At 56.3% G+C, this 18,304-nt stretch carries 19 protein-coding genes; 12 read left to right on the forward strand and 7 right to left on the reverse strand.

All coding sequences use genetic code 11. The features are described from left to right. Positions 1 to 137 precede the first annotated feature (137 nt). Positions 138 to 1,052 carry a L,D-transpeptidase gene (ldtB, locus tag HMPREF3096_RS27695; RefSeq protein WP_008805784.1) on the forward strand — a complete coding sequence of 305 codons (915 nt, stop codon included), beginning with the start codon at positions 138 to 140 and terminating at the stop codon, positions 1,050 to 1,052. Between the two features lie 147 nt (positions 1,053 to 1,199). Here the strand turns inward: ldtB and HMPREF3096_RS27700 are convergent, their stop codons facing one another. The 5 genes from HMPREF3096_RS27700 to mntR all read right to left on the reverse strand — a co-directional run bounded on the left by HMPREF3096_RS27700 (position 1,200) and on the right by mntR (position 6,247). Next, the gene (locus HMPREF3096_RS27700) at positions 1,200 to 1,916 is read right to left on the reverse strand and encodes a GntR family transcriptional regulator (RefSeq protein WP_016160535.1); all 717 of its coding nucleotides are present in this window, start codon (positions 1,914 to 1,916) and stop codon (positions 1,200 to 1,202) included. A gap of 67 nt (positions 1,917 to 1,983) precedes the next feature. After that, the gene (locus HMPREF3096_RS27705; RefSeq protein WP_012542372.1) at positions 1,984 to 3,360 is read right to left on the reverse strand and encodes a glycoside hydrolase family 1 protein; all 1,377 of its coding nucleotides are present in this window, start codon (positions 3,358 to 3,360) and stop codon (positions 1,984 to 1,986) included. Between the two features lie 156 nt (positions 3,361 to 3,516). Beyond that, positions 3,517 to 4,557, reverse strand: coding sequence for an aldo/keto reductase (locus HMPREF3096_RS27710; RefSeq protein ID WP_032729742.1), 1,041 nt, complete (start codon positions 4,555 to 4,557; stop codon positions 3,517 to 3,519). Between the two features lie 107 nt (positions 4,558 to 4,664). After that, positions 4,665 to 5,777: an anion transporter gene (locus HMPREF3096_RS27715; RefSeq protein WP_032729740.1), complete on the reverse strand. Its 1,113-nt coding sequence runs from the start codon at positions 5,775 to 5,777 to the stop codon at positions 4,665 to 4,667. Beyond that, on the reverse strand, positions 5,774 to 6,247 hold the full coding sequence (gene mntR / locus HMPREF3096_RS27720) for a manganese-binding transcriptional regulator MntR (protein WP_032729738.1): 474 nt from the start codon (positions 6,245 to 6,247) through the stop codon (positions 5,774 to 5,776). The genes HMPREF3096_RS27715 and mntR overlap by 4 nt, the downstream gene beginning before the upstream one ends. A gap of 185 nt (positions 6,248 to 6,432) precedes the next feature. On the opposite strand from mntR, the gene mntS reads away from it, so the two are divergent. Next, a complete protein-coding gene (gene mntS, locus HMPREF3096_RS27725) occupies positions 6,433 to 6,558 on the forward strand; it encodes a manganase accumulation protein MntS (protein ID WP_012542374.1) in 126 nt (41 codons plus the stop codon). Positions 6,559 to 6,826: 268 nt separating this feature from the next. After that, positions 6,827 to 8,407, forward strand: coding sequence for a phosphoethanolamine transferase (locus HMPREF3096_RS27730; RefSeq protein WP_012968654.1), 1,581 nt, complete (start codon positions 6,827 to 6,829; stop codon positions 8,405 to 8,407). A gap of 90 nt (positions 8,408 to 8,497) precedes the next feature. Here HMPREF3096_RS27730 and ompX read toward each other — a convergent pair whose 3' ends face one another. After that, entirely contained in the window at positions 8,498 to 9,013 is a 516-nt protein-coding gene (gene ompX / locus HMPREF3096_RS27735) for an outer membrane protein OmpX (protein WP_008805777.1), read from the reverse strand. A 351-nt stretch (positions 9,014 to 9,364) separates the two neighbouring features. Here ompX and rhtA point away from each other — a divergent pair, with 351 nt between their 5' ends. The 6 genes from rhtA (at position 9,365) to ybiO (ending at position 15,982) form a co-directional block, all read left to right on the forward strand. Continuing rightward, on the forward strand, positions 9,365 to 10,252 hold the full coding sequence (rhtA, locus tag HMPREF3096_RS27740) for a threonine/homoserine exporter RhtA (protein WP_032729736.1): 888 nt from the start codon (positions 9,365 to 9,367) through the stop codon (positions 10,250 to 10,252). 237 nt (positions 10,253 to 10,489) lie between these two features. Continuing rightward, on the forward strand, positions 10,490 to 10,993 hold the full coding sequence (gene dps, locus HMPREF3096_RS27745; RefSeq protein ID WP_002895841.1) for a DNA starvation/stationary phase protection protein Dps: 504 nt from the start codon (positions 10,490 to 10,492) through the stop codon (positions 10,991 to 10,993). A 430-nt stretch (positions 10,994 to 11,423) separates the two neighbouring features. Continuing rightward, positions 11,424 to 12,170: a glutamine ABC transporter substrate-binding protein GlnH gene (gene glnH / locus HMPREF3096_RS27750; RefSeq protein ID WP_004886198.1), complete on the forward strand. Its 747-nt coding sequence runs from the start codon at positions 11,424 to 11,426 to the stop codon at positions 12,168 to 12,170. 125 nt (positions 12,171 to 12,295) lie between these two features. Then, on the forward strand, positions 12,296 to 12,955 hold the full coding sequence (gene glnP, locus HMPREF3096_RS27755; RefSeq protein WP_002895837.1) for a glutamine ABC transporter permease GlnP: 660 nt from the start codon (positions 12,296 to 12,298) through the stop codon (positions 12,953 to 12,955). Further along, entirely contained in the window at positions 12,952 to 13,674 is a 723-nt protein-coding gene (gene glnQ, locus HMPREF3096_RS27760) for a glutamine ABC transporter ATP-binding protein GlnQ (RefSeq protein ID WP_008805775.1), read from the forward strand. Before glnP ends, glnQ begins: the two co-directional genes overlap by 4 nt. A 112-nt stretch (positions 13,675 to 13,786) precedes the next feature. Continuing rightward, complete coding sequence (ybiO, locus tag HMPREF3096_RS27765) at positions 13,787 to 15,982, forward strand: mechanosensitive channel protein (protein ID WP_012542377.1); 2,196 nt, start codon at positions 13,787 to 13,789, stop codon at positions 15,980 to 15,982. On the opposite strand, the gene rlmF is transcribed toward ybiO, so the two are convergent. Then, positions 15,983 to 16,897 (reverse strand): 23S rRNA (adenine(1618)-N(6))-methyltransferase RlmF, encoded by a 915-nt coding sequence (gene rlmF, locus HMPREF3096_RS27770; RefSeq protein ID WP_008805773.1) that lies wholly within the window; start codon positions 16,895 to 16,897, stop codon positions 15,983 to 15,985. A gap of 96 nt (positions 16,898 to 16,993) precedes the next feature. On the opposite strand from rlmF, the gene HMPREF3096_RS27775 reads away from it, so the two are divergent. From HMPREF3096_RS27775 to HMPREF3096_RS27785, 3 genes are all read left to right on the forward strand, one after another. Further along, positions 16,994 to 17,608 carry a flavin reductase family protein gene (locus tag HMPREF3096_RS27775; protein ID WP_012968656.1) on the forward strand — a complete coding sequence of 205 codons (615 nt, stop codon included), beginning with the start codon at positions 16,994 to 16,996 and terminating at the stop codon, positions 17,606 to 17,608. A 139-nt stretch (positions 17,609 to 17,747) separates the two neighbouring features. Next, positions 17,748 to 18,008: a YdgH/BhsA/McbA family protein gene (locus HMPREF3096_RS27780; RefSeq protein WP_016160534.1), complete on the forward strand. Its 261-nt coding sequence runs from the start codon at positions 17,748 to 17,750 to the stop codon at positions 18,006 to 18,008. Positions 18,009 to 18,028: 20 nt separating this feature from the next. Next, positions 18,029 to 18,295: a DksA/TraR family C4-type zinc finger protein gene (locus HMPREF3096_RS27785; RefSeq protein WP_002895824.1), complete on the forward strand. Its 267-nt coding sequence runs from the start codon at positions 18,029 to 18,031 to the stop codon at positions 18,293 to 18,295. Positions 18,296 to 18,304 lie beyond the last annotated feature (9 nt).

Consider the following 18,304-nt stretch of genomic DNA (forward strand, 5'->3'; position numbering starts at 1 on the left):
ACAGGGAAAAAAATGTGATTTCGTACACATCTGATTTACCTGTTTAGCGGAATGCACATATAATGCGCTCCCATCTACTGTCTCAATCATTAACAAAGGCCTGTGTGGCGTTGATTTCGCACACGACATTAAAGACTATGAAATTATCTACACTCTTAGCGGCAGCCTTCGCCCTCGTAGGCTTTTGCAATACAGCGTCTGCTGTCACCTATCCTTTGCCGACCGACGGCAGCCGTTTGGTTGGTCAGAATCAGGTCATCACCATTCCGGATGATAACAAGCAGCCGCTGGAATACTTTGCGGCGAAATATCAGATGGGGCTGTCCAACATGCTGGAAGCCAACCCGGGGGTGGACACCTATCTGCCAAAAGGCGGTAGCGTCCTGAACATCCCGCAGCAGCTGATCCTGCCGGACACCGTCCACGAAGGCATCGTCATCAACAGCGCCGAGATGCGTCTGTATTACTATCCGAAAGGCACCAACACCGTGATCGTTCTGCCGATCGGTATCGGCCAGTTAGGTAAAGATACGCCGATTAACTGGACCACCAAAGTCGAACGCAAGAAGGCCGGCCCGACCTGGACGCCGACCGCCAAGATGCACGCTGAATACGCCGCTGCCGGCAACCCGCTGCCAGCCGTCGTACCGGCCGGTCCGGATAACCCGATGGGTCTGTACGCGTTATATATTGGCCGTCTGTACGCCATCCACGGCACCAACGCTAACTTTGGTATTGGCCTGCGCGTGAGCCACGGCTGCGTGCGTCTGCGCAACGATGACATCAAATTCCTGTTTGAGAATGTGCCGGTCGGCACCCGCGTGCAGTTTATCGATGAGCCGGTAAAAGCGACCACCGAGCCGGACGGCAGCCGTTACATTGAGGTTCACAACCCGCTGTCGACCACCGAAGCGCAGTTCCAGGGCGGCGAAATCGTGCCGATCACCCTGACTCAGCCGGTACAGGCGATCACCAGCCAGTCTGATGTCGATCAGAACGTGGTTGAGCAGGCTATCCAGAACCGCTCCGGTATGCCGGTGCGTCTGAACTAAGTTCTGCATGACAAGAAAAACGGCGGGCCTGATGCCCGCCGTTTTTTTATCTGCATTTCCCCGGGCTGCGGCTGACGCCTTGCCTGGGTTACCAAACCTGACAACACCCTGGGCCTGCTAAGCGCTGCGCAAACAGGGGTCCCCGGTCTAGCCGTTATTCACCAGAATAATCCCGCCGTGATCGTAGCGATAGTGACAGTGGGCATACTCCAGCGGCGTACCGTCTTCGAGGTAGATCACCTGTTCAACCTCCAGCACCGGGTCGGTGAGGTCGCAGTGAAGATGTAATTTATCCAGTTCATCCGGCTTCATCGCACGCACCACGCGGTAAGATCCCATCAGCTTCAGCCCCAGCGTCTCCTGGATATAGCGAAACACCGAGCTTTCCAGATGGCTTTTATTGAGCCCCGGCACCAGCCCCACCGGCATGACCGTCAGATCCAGCGACACCGGTTCCCCGTTGAGCAACCGCAGGCGAACGAAGTCATACACCGGCGCATCGGCGTCAATCAGCAGCGAACTCTGCTCTTTGTCGCTGGGAAAACGCACCTCAAAGCGCACCACTTCGCTTTGTACCTCGCCAAGATGCTCCCAGGTTTTGGTGGCGCCAAAATAGTCGCTGCCGGGCAACTCCCACTGCGACAGCTGGAGAAAATTTTTCCGCACAAAGGTACCCAGTCCTTTGCGGGTATAGATAAGCCCTTCGACGATTAACTGACGCATCGCCTGCTGGATCGTCATCCGGCTGGTGTTGAACTCCGCCGCCAGCGCAAACTGGTCGGGTAGCGGCGCGCTGGCAGGATACTGCTGGCTGATGATGCGTTTTTTTATTTCCCGCGCGATTTGCAGATACTTCGCCGTCATTCCCGGTCCTTTTACATTCTGTGTGTGGCTGGCGGACAGCATACTTGACCTGACCGCCAGGACACTGTTACATCGCTTCGCCGTTGCTGTGGATCACCTGCTTTAGCCACGCATAGCTCTTCTTCGGCACCCGCCGCAGATCCTTGAGGTCATGGTTCTCACGATTGACGTACACCACGCCGTAGCGCTTACGCATATCGCCCTGAGAGCTGAGGATATCGATTAATCCCCAGCCGAGATAGCCAATCACCTGCGCGCCGTCCTCAAATATCGCCGCTTTCATGGCGTTAATATGGTCGCGATGGTAGGCGATGCGGTAATCATCGGCAATGGGATGTTCGCCATCCCAGGATTCGATCACCCCGATGCCATTTTCAATCGGGAACACCGGTAGCCGCCAGTCATTGTAATAGCGGGTGATGATCATGCGAAATCCCAGCGGATCGATCTGCCAGTTCCATTCCGTCGCTTTCAGGTACGGGTTATCCTGATTACCGAATAGCATGTAATTGTTGACCGCCGTTCCCGGCGGGATCGCGTCGCTATTGAGCGCACGGCTGGCGTAATAGCTGAACGCCAGATAATCGACCTTCACCGTCGCCATCAGCGCGATATCTTCAGGGCGATAAATATCGTCAAAGCCTTGGCGAGCGACAAAATGCATCACCTCCGGGCTATAACCCTCGCCGGCGTAGGCGCGCAGCAGGTTCTGGTTTAAAAACTCGTCCAGTTGCTGGGCGCAGAGAATATCGCGTGGTTTGCAGGTAGCCGGATAGACCAGCGCATGGGCCAGCATTCCGCCCATCAGGCACTGCGGCTTCGTCTGATGCAGATAGTGGGTCAGATGGACATGCGCCATCATCACGTGGTGCTGGATCTGGTAGAGTTCGCGCAGCGTTTTATCGCCACGCAAATAGCCGGTGATCAGGAAGGCTTCCGGCGAATGGTAGAGGTTCTGTTCATTGAAGGTCAGCCAGTACTTCACCTTATCGCCGTAACAGTCGATCATCTTCTGGCCATAGCGGATAAAGGCGTCCATGACCCGGCGGTCGGTAAAACCGTTGTAACGCTCCGCCAGCGACAGCGGCATATCAAAGTGATACAGGCAGATCATCGGTTCAATACCGCGGGCAATGAGTTCATCGATAAACTGATGGTAGAACGCGATCCCCTCTTCATTGAATTCGCCGTCCCCTTCCGGGCACACCCGGCTCCAGGCGATCTGGAAGCGGTAGCAGTTCATGCCCAGATCCTGCATCAGATCGAAATCTTCGCGAAAGCGATGATAGGAGTCGGTCGCGACCTTCCAGTCCGAGGCGAATTCCGCCGGTTGACGAATATCGTACACCGACATCCCCTTGCCCCCCTCGTTCCACGCCCCCTCCGTCTGCATGCTGGAGACGGAATTACCCCATAAAAAATCTGCCGGTAGTGTGTTCTTCATGCTGCGCCTCGGTATATGACTAGTCATTTAACTGTAATGACTAGTCATATACAAAAGATCCGCCACCGAAGCAAAAGTCGGATCGTTTTCTGTGAGCCAGGCAAACAAAAAAGATCGCCGCAAGCGGCGATCTTTATAGGCACGGAAAAAACGGCGTTACTGCGCGTCAAGCTGATGACGACGATACTCCCCCTGTCGCTCCAGCATCCAGCCCGGATATTCGCGCGGCAGGGCGCTGACCGTGTCAAGCTGGCGCAACTCATCATCGCTCAGGCGGATAGCGGTCGCAGCGATGTTATCCTGCAACTGCTCGGCCCGTTTGGCGCCAATAATGACGCTGGTCACCGCCGGCTGATGCAGCAGCCACGCCAGGGCAATCTGCGCCACCGATACCCCTTTTGCTTCAGCTATCACCCGCATGACGTCGATGCAATCAAATGCGCGCGCTTTATCCACGGGCGGAAAGTCGAACGCCAGGCGACGACCACCCGCTTCCGCCTCGCCGTCGCGGCGGTATTTCCCGCTCAGCAGGCCGCCCGCCAGCGGGCTCCAGACCATCAGGCCGAGTCCTTCGCTTTGCAGCATCGGCACCAGCTCACGTTCCAGGTCACGCCCGGCAATCGTGTAGTAGGCCTGCAGAGAAGCAAAGCGCGAGAGTCCAAGGCGTTCCGCGATGCCCAGCGCTTTGGCGATTTGCCAGGCCGCCCAGTTTGAAACACCGATGTAGCGCACATGCCCCTGCTGTACCAGCGTATCCAGGGCCGACAATGTCTCTTCGATCGGCGTCGCCGGATCGAAGCCGTGCAATTGATAGAGATCGATATGATCGAGCTGCAGGCGGCGCAGGCTCTCTTTCACGCTGCCCATGATGTGGTACCGTGAGCTGCCGCGCGAGTTCACGCCGGCGGTGCCGGTTTCGCCAAACACTTTGGTCGCCACCACCACGTTTTCACGCGGGATTTTCAGGTTTTTCAGCGCCTGACCGGTAATCTCTTCAGAGCGCCCTTCCGAGTAGACGTTGGCGGTATCGATAAAGTTGATCCCGGCGTCCAGCGCGCTGCCGACCAGCTGTTCGGCTTCAGCCTGGCGCAGCTGGCCGATTTTGCCCCACATCCCTTCTTCGCCGCCGAAGGTCATGGTGCCCAGGCACAGCTCAGAGACAAACAGACCGGTATTGCCCAGTTTTTGATATCGCATAGCACTCTCCTCAACAGGATGGTTAACGTCAGCGGTATAGTTATACCGCTGTGTCGAGGCGTGCGAATGGGGTGTTTCTGTCAGTTTCTTGCCCAATTCTGCAGAAATCAGGCGCAGAGTTTAAAGAGCCAATAGCCGCTGATGGCCGCCCATAGCAGCATAGGAATGGAGTAAAGATGGAAGCGCCACCAGATCCGCCGATCGCTGGCCATGCGCAGGGCGATGATATTGGCCAGCGATCCTGGCAGCAGACCAAAGCCGCCCACGTTAACCGCCCAGGCAAGCAGTATCGACGGCGGGACATAGTTGAGCAGCAGAATGGTCGAGGGCACATTACTGATCACCTGAGACAGGCCGATGGCGGTCAGCCACAGTCCGCCGCCGGAAAGCGTCCCGACGCCGCTCAGCACATGATGCAGCGCCGGAAGCTGGGTCAGCAGGTGGACGTCGATAAACATCACCATAAACACCAGCAGCAGCGACCAGTCCACATGGACGGTCACCGCCCGGGCCAGAATCAGGAAGCCCAGCAGCACCAGCGCCAGCCCCCACAGCGCCTGATTCATCTCCAGCGCGGTCAGGAACACCAGATACAATCCCAGACAGCTCCAGACCAGCTTAGGCTGCCACGATGGCGCCTTATCGCTACTCTGGTAGCTAAGCCGGTTTGCCGGGAAACAGAACCAGCACAGCACCAGCAGGGTCAACATCATTGCCGCCGCCAGGGGTAACATCTCGCCGATAAACCCGACGAAAGAGAGGCCGGACCGTCCCCACAGCAAAATGTTCTGCGGGTTGCCGATCGGCGTCAGCAGCGACCCGGCGTTAACCGCCAGCGCTTCGAAGATAATCAGACGGTTAACCGGGATCGCACACCACTTTTTCAGCGTCAGCGTCAGCGGCACCACAATAAACAGGGCCACATCGTTGGTCAGGAAGGTGGACAAAAGCGCTGCCGCCAGCACCATAAAGATGGCCAGCTGGCGCTCAGTCACGAAGCGGCGGGCCATTTTCCGCCCCAGCACGTCAAAGTAGCCGCTCAGTTCAATGCCCTTGGTCAACAGCATCAGGCCGCTGAGCGTGATGATGGTATGCCAGTCAATGGCCGCCGGCCAGCTTGCCGGGACAAACGGCACGATGGCGCTGAGCACGCAGGCGATAATCAGCAGCAGGTGTAAAAAACGGTCGCGCAGCAGCGACTGAACAAAGGGAAGAGTCATGCTTCCTGGGATCCCTGTTTCTGGGTAAATTTCAGGAACATCGCCAGCGTCTCTTCACTCACGTGATGCTCCATTCCCTCCGCATCGCGGCGGGCGATTTCCGGACTGACGCCAATGGCCAGCAGAAAGTTTTCCACAATCTTGTGGCGTTCGCGACTTTCCTGGGCCAGCTTTTCCCCTTCCGGGGTTAAGAAGATCCCGCGCCAGGGGATCTGTTCGATCAGACCCACGCTGGCCAGGCGTTTGAGCATTTTGGCGACCGTGGGCTGCGAAACGCCAAGACGCGCCGCCATATCCACCTGGCGCGCCTCCCCCACTTCGTTGATCAGATCGGAGATCAGCTCCACATAGTCATCGATCAGTTCGCGGCGATGCGCTTCCCGCACCTGACGGAACCCCTCAACGTGCTCTTCAACATTTACTAACTGCGTCACTTTTTTTGTTATTGGCTTACCTGCGCGACGGTTCATTGTGCTTCCTCATTCGTGTGACGCGTCAAGCATCATATAAAAAGATCCACATTGTAATGGATTGCGCCAAGAGCACAAAAAATTAACGTTTTAGCCATAGCTATAAAATATAGCCTGTGCTATATCTGTATGTAATGCAAACAGCCATCATGGATTGACGGCGTGAACAGGCAGGAGGAGAGCAGATGAACGAATTCAAGAGGTGCTTAAACGTGTTTAGCCATTCACCCTTTAAAGTACGATTAATGCTGATCGGTATGCTGTGCGAGATGATCAACGGTAAACCACAGCAGGGCAAACCCCATTCCTAAGGCGGCGTCGCGGTACGCCGCTTCATTTTTCTGTCATCTTCTGCCGGCAAAATGACCGGTTTCCCCCGTTTCCCTGACCTTTTTTCAAGTTTTGTAAGCGCCCTCGCAAAACAATCTGTTATGTCTGGTTGACCTTACCATTTACAAGCCCTATCTTTGCACAGCCCTGCCACATTCGCGGCTCGCAGAGACCCTCTTCACGCACTGTCCAGCAGGTTTTACCCCTTGTCGCCAGGGGATGCGCATGGCCTCTTTTTGATTGTTTACTATGAATGTCACCACCCTGAAAGATACGCTGGTCGCCCGCCGACTGGCACTGAACCCATGGACAGGATTCTACTTTTTACAATCGCTGTTGATTAACCTGGCGCTGGGCTATGAATTTAGCCTGCTCTATACCGTGGCATTTACCTGCGTGTTACATCTTCTGTGGCGCGCTTTTCCGCGCGTCCAGAAAGGGGTAGTCGGAGCCTATTCGCTGCTGGCGGCCCTGTATTACCCCTTTGGCCAGGCTTACGGCGCCCCCAATTTCAACACCTTGCTGGCGCTGCACGCGACCAACGTGGAAGAATCTACGGAAATTCTGACCATCTTCCCGTGGTACAACTATCTGCTGGCGGTCTTCATTTTCGCACTGGGGATCATTGCGGTCCGCCGCAGGATCGTTGAGCCCTCCCGCTGGGGAAAAATGGAGACCCTGGGCCTGCTGTTCAGCGTCGGGATCTTCTTTCTGCAGCCGGTGCAAAACCTCGCCTGGGGCGGCGTGTTCAAGGTGATTGACACCGGTTATCCGGCCTTTCGTTTTGTGAAAGACGTGGTGGTGAATAATAACGAGGTGCTGGACGAGCAGGCGCGAATGGCGCAGCTGGCCGGCATGAAAGACAGCTGGCACGTGCTGGCGGTGAAGCCAAAGTACCATCTCTATGTGGTAGTGATTGGCGAGAGCGCCCGTCGCGACGCCCTCGGCGCCTTCGGCGGCCACTGGGATAACACGCCGTTTGCCAGCTCAGTAAACGGTTATCTGTTTAACAACTATGTCGCCGCCAGCGGCTCGACGCAGAAATCGCTCGGCCTGACGCTTAACCGGGTGGTCGACGGCAAACCGCAGTTTCAGGATAACTTTGTCACCCTCGCCAACCGCGCGGGTTTCCAGACCTGGTGGTTCTCCAACCAGGGGCAGATTGGCGAGTACGACACCGCTATCGCCAGCATCGCCAAACGTGCGGATGAAGTCCAGTTCCTGAAAAACGGCGATTTCGAGGCCAATAAAAATACTCAGGACGAGCAGTTATTAAAGCTGACCGAGCAGGTACTCTCTACGCAGCGCACCCAGCCGCAGCTGATTGTCCTGCATCTGATGGGCTCTCACCCGCAGGCCTGCGATCGGACCAAAGGCAAGTACACGGTTTTCGTCCAGTCGAAAGAGACCTCCTGTTATCTCTACAGCATGACGCAGACCGATTCGCTGCTGGCTAAGCTATACAGTCAGTTGCAAAACTCCGGCGATACCTTTTCACTGACCTACTTTTCCGATCATGGTCTGGCGTTCAAGGAGCGGGGAAAAGAGGTGCAGTATCTGGCGCATGACGATAAGTTCCAGCAGAACTTCCAGGTGCCGTTTATGGTGCTGTCCAGCGATGACAAAGCGCATAAAGTGATTAAAGCGCAGCGCTCAGCGAATGATTTCCTCAGTTTCTTCTCCCAGTGGACCGGGATCAAGGCGGCGGAAATCGTCCCGCGCTATCGTTTTATCTCTGAGCAAAAGGCCGGTCCGGTGTACATCACCAACTTCCAGCTGCAGAAGGTGGACTACGCTCACCTCGGTACCGATGAGTTCACCGTCAATTAATCGTGCAGGCCCGGCCAGTCGCTCAGGCTGGCCGGCAACAGGCAAAAAAAATCCGCCCCGAAAGGCGGATTTTTTATATCACCGGAGTGATTAGAAGCGGTAACCCACGCCAGCAATCCAGGTACCGACGTCAACGTTACGAATACGAGACTGCTCGTAGGAGAAGTCCAGAGCAACGTTTTCGATCGGGTTGAACTGCAGACCAGCACCGTAGGAGAAACCGTAGTCGCTCATATCGGATTTCTGGTTCGGGAAGTTGTTGTTCTGGAATTTACCGTAACCAACACCCACTACACCGTAGATGCTTGCCCAGTCGTTCAGACGGTAAGCCGGACCTGCGGTGATGCCGTAGTACTGACCTTTGTTGTAAGTACCGTTGCTGGTGTTATCCTTTTCGGTGTAGGTGAAGGAACCGATAACGCCCAGCGGGTTGTTATCTTGCTCGTAACGGTATTTCAGGTTGAAACCGCCAGCTTTGTTCGCTTTACCCTGCATGTCGCTCTGCGCGTAACCGCCGGTTACGGTAGAAGTTGCAGCAAATGCAGTGGTACCTACGGATGCAGCCAGAACAACGGCCAGTGCTGAAAGACGTGCAATTTTATTCATAACCACCTCAAATGTGTTTCTAATAAGTCCTAAGCCTTAAATATATCAAAAACTTTTGGGAAACTCTTTGGAGTTTACATTGTCTAACATACTTTTTCATGTAACCAAAAGTTTCCATATTTCTATAACAATATGGAAAACAACAATTTTTGGCGTTAACGTACATCTTAACGCTCATTAAGAAATTCGCAAGCATCCAGATTAATCTTAATCACCTGGCGAATTTCTCAGCAACGTGCGCCATTCTACTGTTTTTGCCTCTGTTTTTTTCAACATTAGCTCAACCGTCAGCAGGTTATTCCAGTACACTGGCACTTTTACGACTTTTGACAAAACCTGACAGGAGAAAGGATGCCCGGTCCATCCCGAAAAGCGGCGGCATGGTTGCCGATTCTGGTGATTTTAATCGCCATGACCTCGATTCAGAGCGGCGCATCGCTCGCCAAATCGCTGTTCCCGTTGGTCGGCGCCCCGGGGGTCACCGCCCTGCGCCTGGCGCTCGGGACGCTGATTCTGGTGATCGTGTTCAAGCCATGGCGGTTACGTTTCTCCCCGGCGCAGCGCGTGCCGCTGCTACTGTACGGCCTGGCGCTCGGCGCGATGAACTATCTCTTTTATTTATCCCTGCAGCGTATTCCGCTCGGCGTGGCGGTAGCCCTGGAGTTTACCGGCCCGCTGGCGGTGGCGCTGTTTGGTTCGCGCCGACCGCTGGATTTTGTCTGGGTGGCGCTGGCGATCCTCGGACTGTGGTATCTCCTGCCGCTGGGGCAGAACGTGGCGCAGGTCGATTTAACCGGCGCGCTCTTTGCCCTGGGCGCCGGCGCCTGCTGGGCGGTCTATATTCTGACCGGGCAGCGCGCCGGTGAAGAGCATGGGCCAGCCACGGTGGCGATGGGGTCGCTCATCGCCTCGCTGGTGTTTGTTCCGTTAGGCATGGCGCAGGCTACGGATACGCTGTGGCAATGGTCGCTGCTGCCGATGGGGCTGGGGATTGCTATTCTCTCAACCGCGCTGCCCTACTCTCTCGAAATGATGGCCTTGACGCGCCTGCCGACGCGCACCTTCGGCACGCTGATGAGCCTTGAACCAGCATTAGCCGCCCTTTCCGGTATGGTCTTCCTCGGCGAAACGTTGAAGCTCTCCCAGACCCTGGCGCTGGGCGCGATCATTATCGCCTCGATGGGCGCCACGCTGACCATGCAGCGACAAAGTAAAATCGAGCAAGTCGATATCAATTAACATTCTGTTACGCCGCCGGCCCGTGAGAAATCCGGGCCGTTCAGCTAAATATAACCCTATGATATTTAGCGATTTTCAAAATAACCAACCACTTTGCGCTATCGAAGTGATATGGCCTGCCGATGCCTCACTCTTTGAAACCCTTGCTATACTTAGTCCCGAAGTTACCTGGGACAACGCTCCACATCATTCAGATTTGAAGTGTGACGAGCATCAATATCAAGAGGATATGAAACGATGAGTACCGCAAAACTGGTTAAATCAAAAGCATCTAATCTGGTCTATACCCGCAACGATGTCGCTGACAGCGAAAAGAAAGCGACCATTGAGCTGTTGAATCGCCAGGTGATCCAGTTCATTGACCTGTCACTTATCACCAAGCAGGCACACTGGAATATGCGCGGTGCGAACTTTATCGCCGTGCACGAAATGCTGGATGGCTTCCGTACCGCGCTAACCGAGCACCTGGACACCATGGCGGAGCGCGCCGTGCAGCTGGGCGGCGTCGCACTGGGCACCACTCAGGTCATTAACAGCAAAACGCCGCTGCAGAGCTACCCGCTCGATATCCATCACGTTCAGGATCACCTGAAAGCGCTGGCTGACCGCTATGCCGTCGTCGCTAACGATGTGCGCAAGGCGATCGATGAAGCCAAAGACGAGGATACTGCGGATATTTTCACCGCGGCCTCCCGCGATCTGGATAAATTCCTGTGGTTCATTGAAGCGAATATCGAGTAAGGCTTTGCCGCCGGCCGCAGCGCGGTCGGCGGCGCCTTTACTTTTCTCGCCCACCTTTCTGTTTTCCGTTCTATCCGTTTCCCCTTCTATGCTTTTCGTCCCCCTGCTGGCCATGCACTGTTTTAGGGCGCCAAATTGATGAAAATGCGCGCAAAAGTAAAACAATTGTAATAATCACCTCACACAATCGTTACGTTGAGATTGTTTTCCCATCAGGGTTTGCGCTAAAAATGTGCTCGTTATTCAGCAACTCTATAACGCACCAAAGTGACGCCCCATCCTGGTGCAGTGAGTGCCTGTCATGATCGAAATTGTGCAACCGCTCGCGCTTCGTTTGTTGAAAAACAACAGCTTGTAAAAGTGGCACGATTTTTTCATTAGGCTAGTCGTTCTCGCAGGGGATCGTCCCGTGGATATAAAAGGAAATGCTATGAAGTCTGTATTTAAAGTTTCACTGGCTGCACTGACCCTGGCTTTTGCGGTTTCTTCCCATGCCGCCAATAAGACCCTGGTTGTCGCCACCGATACGGCGTTCGTCCCGTTCGAATTTAAGCAAGGCGATAAATATGTCGGGTTTGACGTTGACCTGTGGGCGGCTATCGCCAAAGAGCTGAAGCTCGACTACACCCTGAAGCCAATGGACTTCAGCGGCATTATCCCGGCGCTGCAAACTAAAAATATCGATCTGGCGCTGGCCGGGATCACCATCACCGACGAACGTAAAAAAGCGATCGACTTCTCCGACGGCTACTACAAAAGCGGCCTGCTGGTGATGGTCAACGCCAATAATAACGACATCAAAGATGTGAAAGATCTGAACGGTAAAGTGGTCGCGGTGAAGAGCGGTACCGGCTCCGTTGATTACGCGAAAGCCAATATCAAAACCAAAGATCTGCGTCAGTTCCCGAACATCGATAACGCCTATATGGAACTGGGTACCGGCCGCGCTGATGCCGTGCTGCACGATACGCCAAATATTCTGTACTTCATCAAAACCGCAGGCAACGGCAAGTTCAAAGCGGTAGGCGAATCACTGGAAGCGCAAAACTACGGTATCGCTTTCCCGAAAGGCAGCGACGAGCTGCGTGAGAAAGTGAACGGTGCGCTGAAAACGCTGCGCGAGAATGGTACCTACAACGAAATTTATAAAAAATGGTTCGGCACTGAACCAAAATAATAAGAACACACTTCGCCAGACGCAGCTCCGGCGACATCACAACGGTCTTCCGGCACAGACTCGGCGGGAGACCGTATTTTGGCGGAGGATTTCCTCTGCTCTCGACACGGTAACAGGAACGTATTATGCAGTTTGACTGGAGTGCCATCTGGCCTGCCATTCCGATTTTGCTGGAAGGCGCCAAAATGACGCTGTGGATTTCCGTCCTCGGCCTGGCCGGCGGCCTGATAATCGGTCTGGTGGCCGGTTTCGCCCGCTGCTTCGGCGGCTGGATCGCCAACCACATCGCACTGGTGTTTATTGAAATCATTCGCGGCACCCCGATTGTGGTGCAGGTCATGTTCATCTACTTTGCGCTGCCGATGGCCTTTAGCGACCTGCGCATCGACCCCTTCTCCGCAGCGGTAGTGACCATCATGATTAACTCGGGCGCCTATATCGCGGAAATTACCCGCGGCGCGGTGCTGTCCATTCATAAAGGCTTCCGCGAAGCGGGCCTGGCGCTGGGCCTGTCGCGTCGCGAAACCATTCGCCACGTGATCCTGCCGCTGGCGCTACGCCGCATGCTGCCGCCGCTGGGCAACCAGTGGATTATCAGCATCAAGGATACCTCGCTGTTCATCGTCATCGGCGTCGCCGAACTGACCCGTCAGGGACAGGAGATCATCGCGGGCAACTTCCGCGCCCTGGAAATCTGGAGCGCCGTTGCTGTTATCTACCTGATTATCACCCTGGTCCTGAGCTTTATTCTGCGTCGTCTTGAAAGAAGGATGAAAATCCTGTGATTGAATTTAAAAACGTCTCCAAGCACTTTGGCCCGACCCAGGTGCTGCACGATATCTCCCTGAAAATTAATCAGGGTGAAGTGGTGGTCATTATCGGCCCGTCCGGCTCCGGTAAATCGACGATGCTGCGCTGCATCAATAAACTGGAAGAGATCACCAGCGGCGATCTGATTGTCGATGGCTTAAAGGTCAACGATCCGAAGGTGGACGAACGTCTGATTCGTCAGGAAGCCGGGATGGTATTTCAGCAGTTTTATCTGTTCCCGCACCTGACGGCGCTGGAGAACGTCATGTTTGGCCCGCTGCGGGTACGTGGCGCCAGCAAGCAGGCGGCAGAGAAGCAGGCGAAAGATCTGCTGGCGAAAGTCGGCCTGGCCGAGCGCGCGCATCACTATCCGTCTGAACTCTCCGGCGGCCAGCAGCAGCGTGTGGCCATTGCCCGCGCGCTGGCGGTGAAGCCAAAGATGATGCTGTTTGATGAACCGACCTCCGCGCTCGACCCGGAACTGCGCCATGAAGTGCTCAAGGTGATGCAGGATCTGGCTGAAGAGGGGATGACGATGGTGATCGTAACCCACGAAATCGGCTTTGCCGAAAAAGTGGCTTCGCGATTGATCTTTATCGACAAAGGACGCATTGCTGAAGACGGCAACCCGCAGGAGCTGGTGAAGAATCCGCCAAGCCCGCGCCTGCGCGAATTCCTGCAGCACGTCGCCTGACCCGCAACGGCTCTCTTCCTCCGCGGAGAGAGCCGCTTTTCCAGATTCCTCTTCCCTCCCCTTCCGCCAGCGGCTTCTATACTTACCCGTTTACGTTGCAACGGAGGTGCCTATGCCGTGGATCCTGCTTTTGCTCGCTGCACTGTTTACTGCCCCGCTTTCCGCCGCCGCCCTGCCCGGCGTGCCGACAGCTAACGCCGATAAAACCAGCGCCAGCGAACCCGATGCGGAACAGAAAAGAGCGGCCTACGCCGCGCTGGCTGACGTGCTGGCTAACGACAGCGCCCGTCAGGAGCTCATTGACCAGCTGCGTAAAGCAGCCGCCACGCCGCCGCCAGACAGCACCCCGACGCTGACGCCGCCGGCGGTGAAAGAAGAGACCACGGTGCTGGAGAACGTCACGCAGATCAGCCGGGAATACGGCGAGCAGCTCTCGTCTCGCTTCTCTCAACTGTGGCGCAATATCACCGGCTCACCGCATAAACCTTTTAATTCGCAAACCTTCACCAGCGCGGCCTGGCATTTTTTACTGCTGGCCGGCCTGGTCTTTGCCTTCTGGTGGCTGGTGCGTCTTGCGGCGCTGCCGCTGTATCGCAAAATGGGTGAATGGGGGCGGCATAAAAACCGCGATCGCGGAAACTGGCTCCAGCTGCCCCTGACCATCGCCGGGGCGTTTGTTATCGACCTGCTGCTGCTGGCGCTGACCCTGTTTGTCGGCCAGTTGTTAAGCGATCGCCTGAATGGTAATAACCCCACCATCGCCTTCCAGCAGAGTCTTTTCCTCAACGCCTTCGCGTTGATCGAGTTTTTTAAAGCCATTCTGCGACTCATTTTCTGCCCGCGCATCCCGGCGCTCCGGCCTTTTAACCTCAGCGACGAAGCCGCGTCATACTGGAGCCTGCGCCTGAGCGCGCTCAGCAGCCTGATTGGCTATGGCCTGATCGTCGCGGTGCCGATTATCTCCAATCAGGTGAATGTTCAGGTTGGCGCGCTGGCTAACGTCGTCATCATGCTGTGCATTACGCTGTGGGCGCTGTACCTGATTTTTCATAACAAGACCTTGATTACGCAGGGGCTAATCCATCTGGCCGACCGTTCGCTCTCCTTCTTTAGCCTGTTTATCCGCGCCTTCGCGCTGGTCTGGCACTGGCTGGCCTGCGCCTACTTTGTGGTGCTCTTTTTCTTCTCCCTGTTCGACCCGGGCAATAGCCTGAAATTCATGATGGGCGCCACCCTGCGCAGCCTGGCCATTATCGGCGGCGCGGCGCTGGTGTCCGGCATCCTGTCGCGCTGGATAGCCAAAACCATCACCCTGTCACCCGCCACCCAGCGCAATTATCCTGAGCTGCAAAAGCGGCTGAATGGCTGGATCTCCGCCTCGCTGAAGGCCGCGCGCATTCTCACCGTCTGCGTCGCCGTCATGCTGCTGCTGAGCGCCTGGGGCCTGTTTGACTTCCGCGAATGGCTGCATAACGATGCCGGGCAAAAAACGGTGGATGTGCTGATCCGCATCGCCCTCATCCTCTTCTTCTCTGCCATCGGCTGGACGGTGCTGGCCAGCCTGATCGAAAACCGGCTGGCCTCGGATATCCATGGTCGCCCGCTGCCCAGCGCGCGGGCCCGGACGCTGCTGACCCTGTTTCGCAACGCGCTGGCGGTGGTGATCAGCACCATCACGGTGATGATCCTGCTTTCGGAGATTGGGGTTAACATTGCGCCGCTGCTGGCGGGCGCCGGGGCGTTAGGGCTGGCGATTTCGTTTGGCGCGCAAACGCTGGTTAAAGATATTATCACCGGCATATTTATCCAGTTTGAGAACGGGATGAATACCGGCGACCTGGTCACCATCGGCCCTTTGACCGGCACCGTGGAACGAATGTCGATTCGCTCCGTGGGGGTACGGCAGGATACCGGCGCCTATCACATTATTCCCTGGTCCTCGATCACCACTTTTGCCAACTTCGTGCGCGGCATTGGCTCGGTAGTCGCCAACTATGATGTCGACCGTCATGAGGATCTGGATAAAGCCAGCCAGGCGCTGAAGGCGGCGGTGGACGATCTGCTGGCCCAGGAGGAGATCCGCGGCCTGATCATTGGCGAACCGTCGTTCGCCGGGCTGGTGGGGCTGAGCAATACCGCCTTTACGCTACGCGTCAGCTTCACCACCCTGCCGCTGAAGCAGTGGACGGTGCGCTTTGCCCTCGACACTCAGGTGAAAAAGCACTTCGATCGCGCCGGGGTTCGCGCCCCGGTACAGACCTGGCAACAGCTGCCGATGCCGGGCTCAGACAGCCCGGCCGCCGAGTAGTTAGAACGGACGGCGGCGTTTGGCGTCGTCCATAAAGCTCCAGGCGATAAAGCGGCTCTGCTTTTGACCCTGGGCCATCTCTTTTTTCACCACTTTCACGGCCCCAACCTCGGTCAGCAGGCGGTAGAGCGGCGGCAGATTATCGCCGCGCGACACCAGCGAGGTAAACCATTTCACCTGGCGGGCGAAGGCCTGACTTTCGCGGATCATCTGCGAGATAAAGGCCACTTCGCCTCCTTCGCACCACAGCTCCTGCTGCTGACCGCCAAAGTTAAGCGCGCTGTCGGCGCCGAGTCCGAGATTGCGGCGCTTGCGCTCACCGCCCGCCCGGGCGCTCTCTGCGGAGTCATGGAACGGCGGATTACACAGCGTGGCGTCATAGGTCTCGTTTTTGTGGATCACGCCGTGGAAGATGGCCTGGCTCTCTTTTTGCCGACGCAGACGGATCTGCCGGGTCAATCCGGGGTTGCCATTGACAATCGCCTGCGCGCTGGCGAAGGCCTCCGGGCTGATTTCGCTGCCGGTGAAACGCCAGCCGTACTCGTGAACGCCGATCAGGGGATAGATGAGGTTGGCACCCGTACCAATATCAAGGATCGTGGCTTGCTTCGGCACCTCGCCACTATCCTGCGCCAGCAGATCCGCCAGATGATGAATATAATCGGCACGCCCGGGCACCGGCGGACAGAGAAAACCGTCAGGAATGTCCCAGTGTTTGACCGCGTAGAAATGCGCCAGCAGCGCTTTATTCAACGCCTTTACTGCCTGCGGATTGGCAAAATCAATGGTCTGCTCACCCAGCGGATTGAGCGTAATGTATCCCTGCAGGTCAGGATGCGCCTGGCAGAGCGCAGGCAGGTCGTAGCGTTGATGGTGGCGGTTACGCGGGTGTAACCCCGGTTTCTGGGCTTTCATGACAATCTCCTTTGAACAGCCGCGTAAGATACCCGTTGACGGCGGCGCGGTAAATAAGGGAGTCTGGATATCTCCTTTATCCGTGACAGGTGCAGCATGTACTTTTATCAACCTTCGCAGGGCCACGGCCTGCCGCATGACCCGCTGAACGCGATAATCGGGCCTCGCCCGATAGGCTGGATCGCCTCGCAGGACGCCGAGGGCCAGCGAAATCTGGCGCCATACAGCTTTTTTAACTGCTTTAACTATCGCCCGCCGATCATTGGTTTCGCCAGCAGCGGCTGGAAAGACAGCGTGCGAAATATTGTCGAGACGAAGGAGTTCGTCTGGAACCTGGCGACGCGACCGCTGGCCGTGGCGATGAATGAAACGTCTGCCTCGATCCCGCACCATGAGGACGAGTTCGTGCGCGCCGGCCTCACCGCCGCCGCCAGCCGCCTGGTCAGCGCCCCCCGGGTCGCGGAGAGCCCGGTGAACTTTGAGTGCCGTCTGTCGCAATGTATTCAACTCACCACCGCCGACGGTAACCCTGTTGATACGTGGTTGGTGCTCGGCGAAGTGGTCGCCGTGCATATTGATGAATCACTGCTGGACAACGGCATCTATCAAACCGCCCGCGCCCAGCCGATCCTGCGCGCCGGAGGTCCGAGCGCCTATTACAGTATTGATGATAGTCTGCGTTTTGACATGATCCGCCCTGACGCCCGCTAAATAATCTACCGGCCAGAGTACCGCTGCCCTGCGCCGGTAGCCTACTAAACGCCTTGTTTTGCATTAAAAATTCCCTATCGCACGGTCGGGAAAGACCTACACTTAAGCTATGTCCCATGCTGTTTATGAGGATATGCTGATGAAAATCACCTCGCTGCTATTCGCCGCTGCGCTCACCGCTCATGCCACCGCGGCCTCTCCCCTGCCACCGACACCCGTACTGCCCTATGCCGGGCCGCTCCGCCCTGTCGGCACCGTCTCCGCCTCCGGTGCCAGCACCCTTGATGATCTGGTGGCCGCCCTCGCGGATAAGGCCCACCGCCAGGGGGCGATAGCCTGGCGGGTCAATGCCGCCAGTAGCGGTAACCGACTGCACGGTTCAGCTATAATTTATCAATAACCTTTCACAGGAGGCAGACGATGGCATCAGGTTGGGCAGGCGATGGGGCCGTTCAGGATCAGATCGACAGCACCATTGACGATGCGGTGGCTCGCGCGCGCCGTGAGCTTCCGCGCGGCGAAAGCAACAAATTTTGTGATGAATGTGGAGAGCCGATTCCGGAGGCCCGTCGACAGGCCATCCCAGGGGTCAGATATTGCGTGAAGTGCCAGCAGGAGAAAGATTTACATAACAATACATTTTCAGGATATAATCGTCGCGGATCCAAGGATAGCCAGCTACGCTGACTTTCCTTT

It is taken from the genome of Klebsiella sp. HMSC25G12 (assembly GCF_001807705.1).
Lineage (GTDB): Bacteria > Pseudomonadota > Gammaproteobacteria > Enterobacterales > Enterobacteriaceae > Klebsiella > Klebsiella variicola.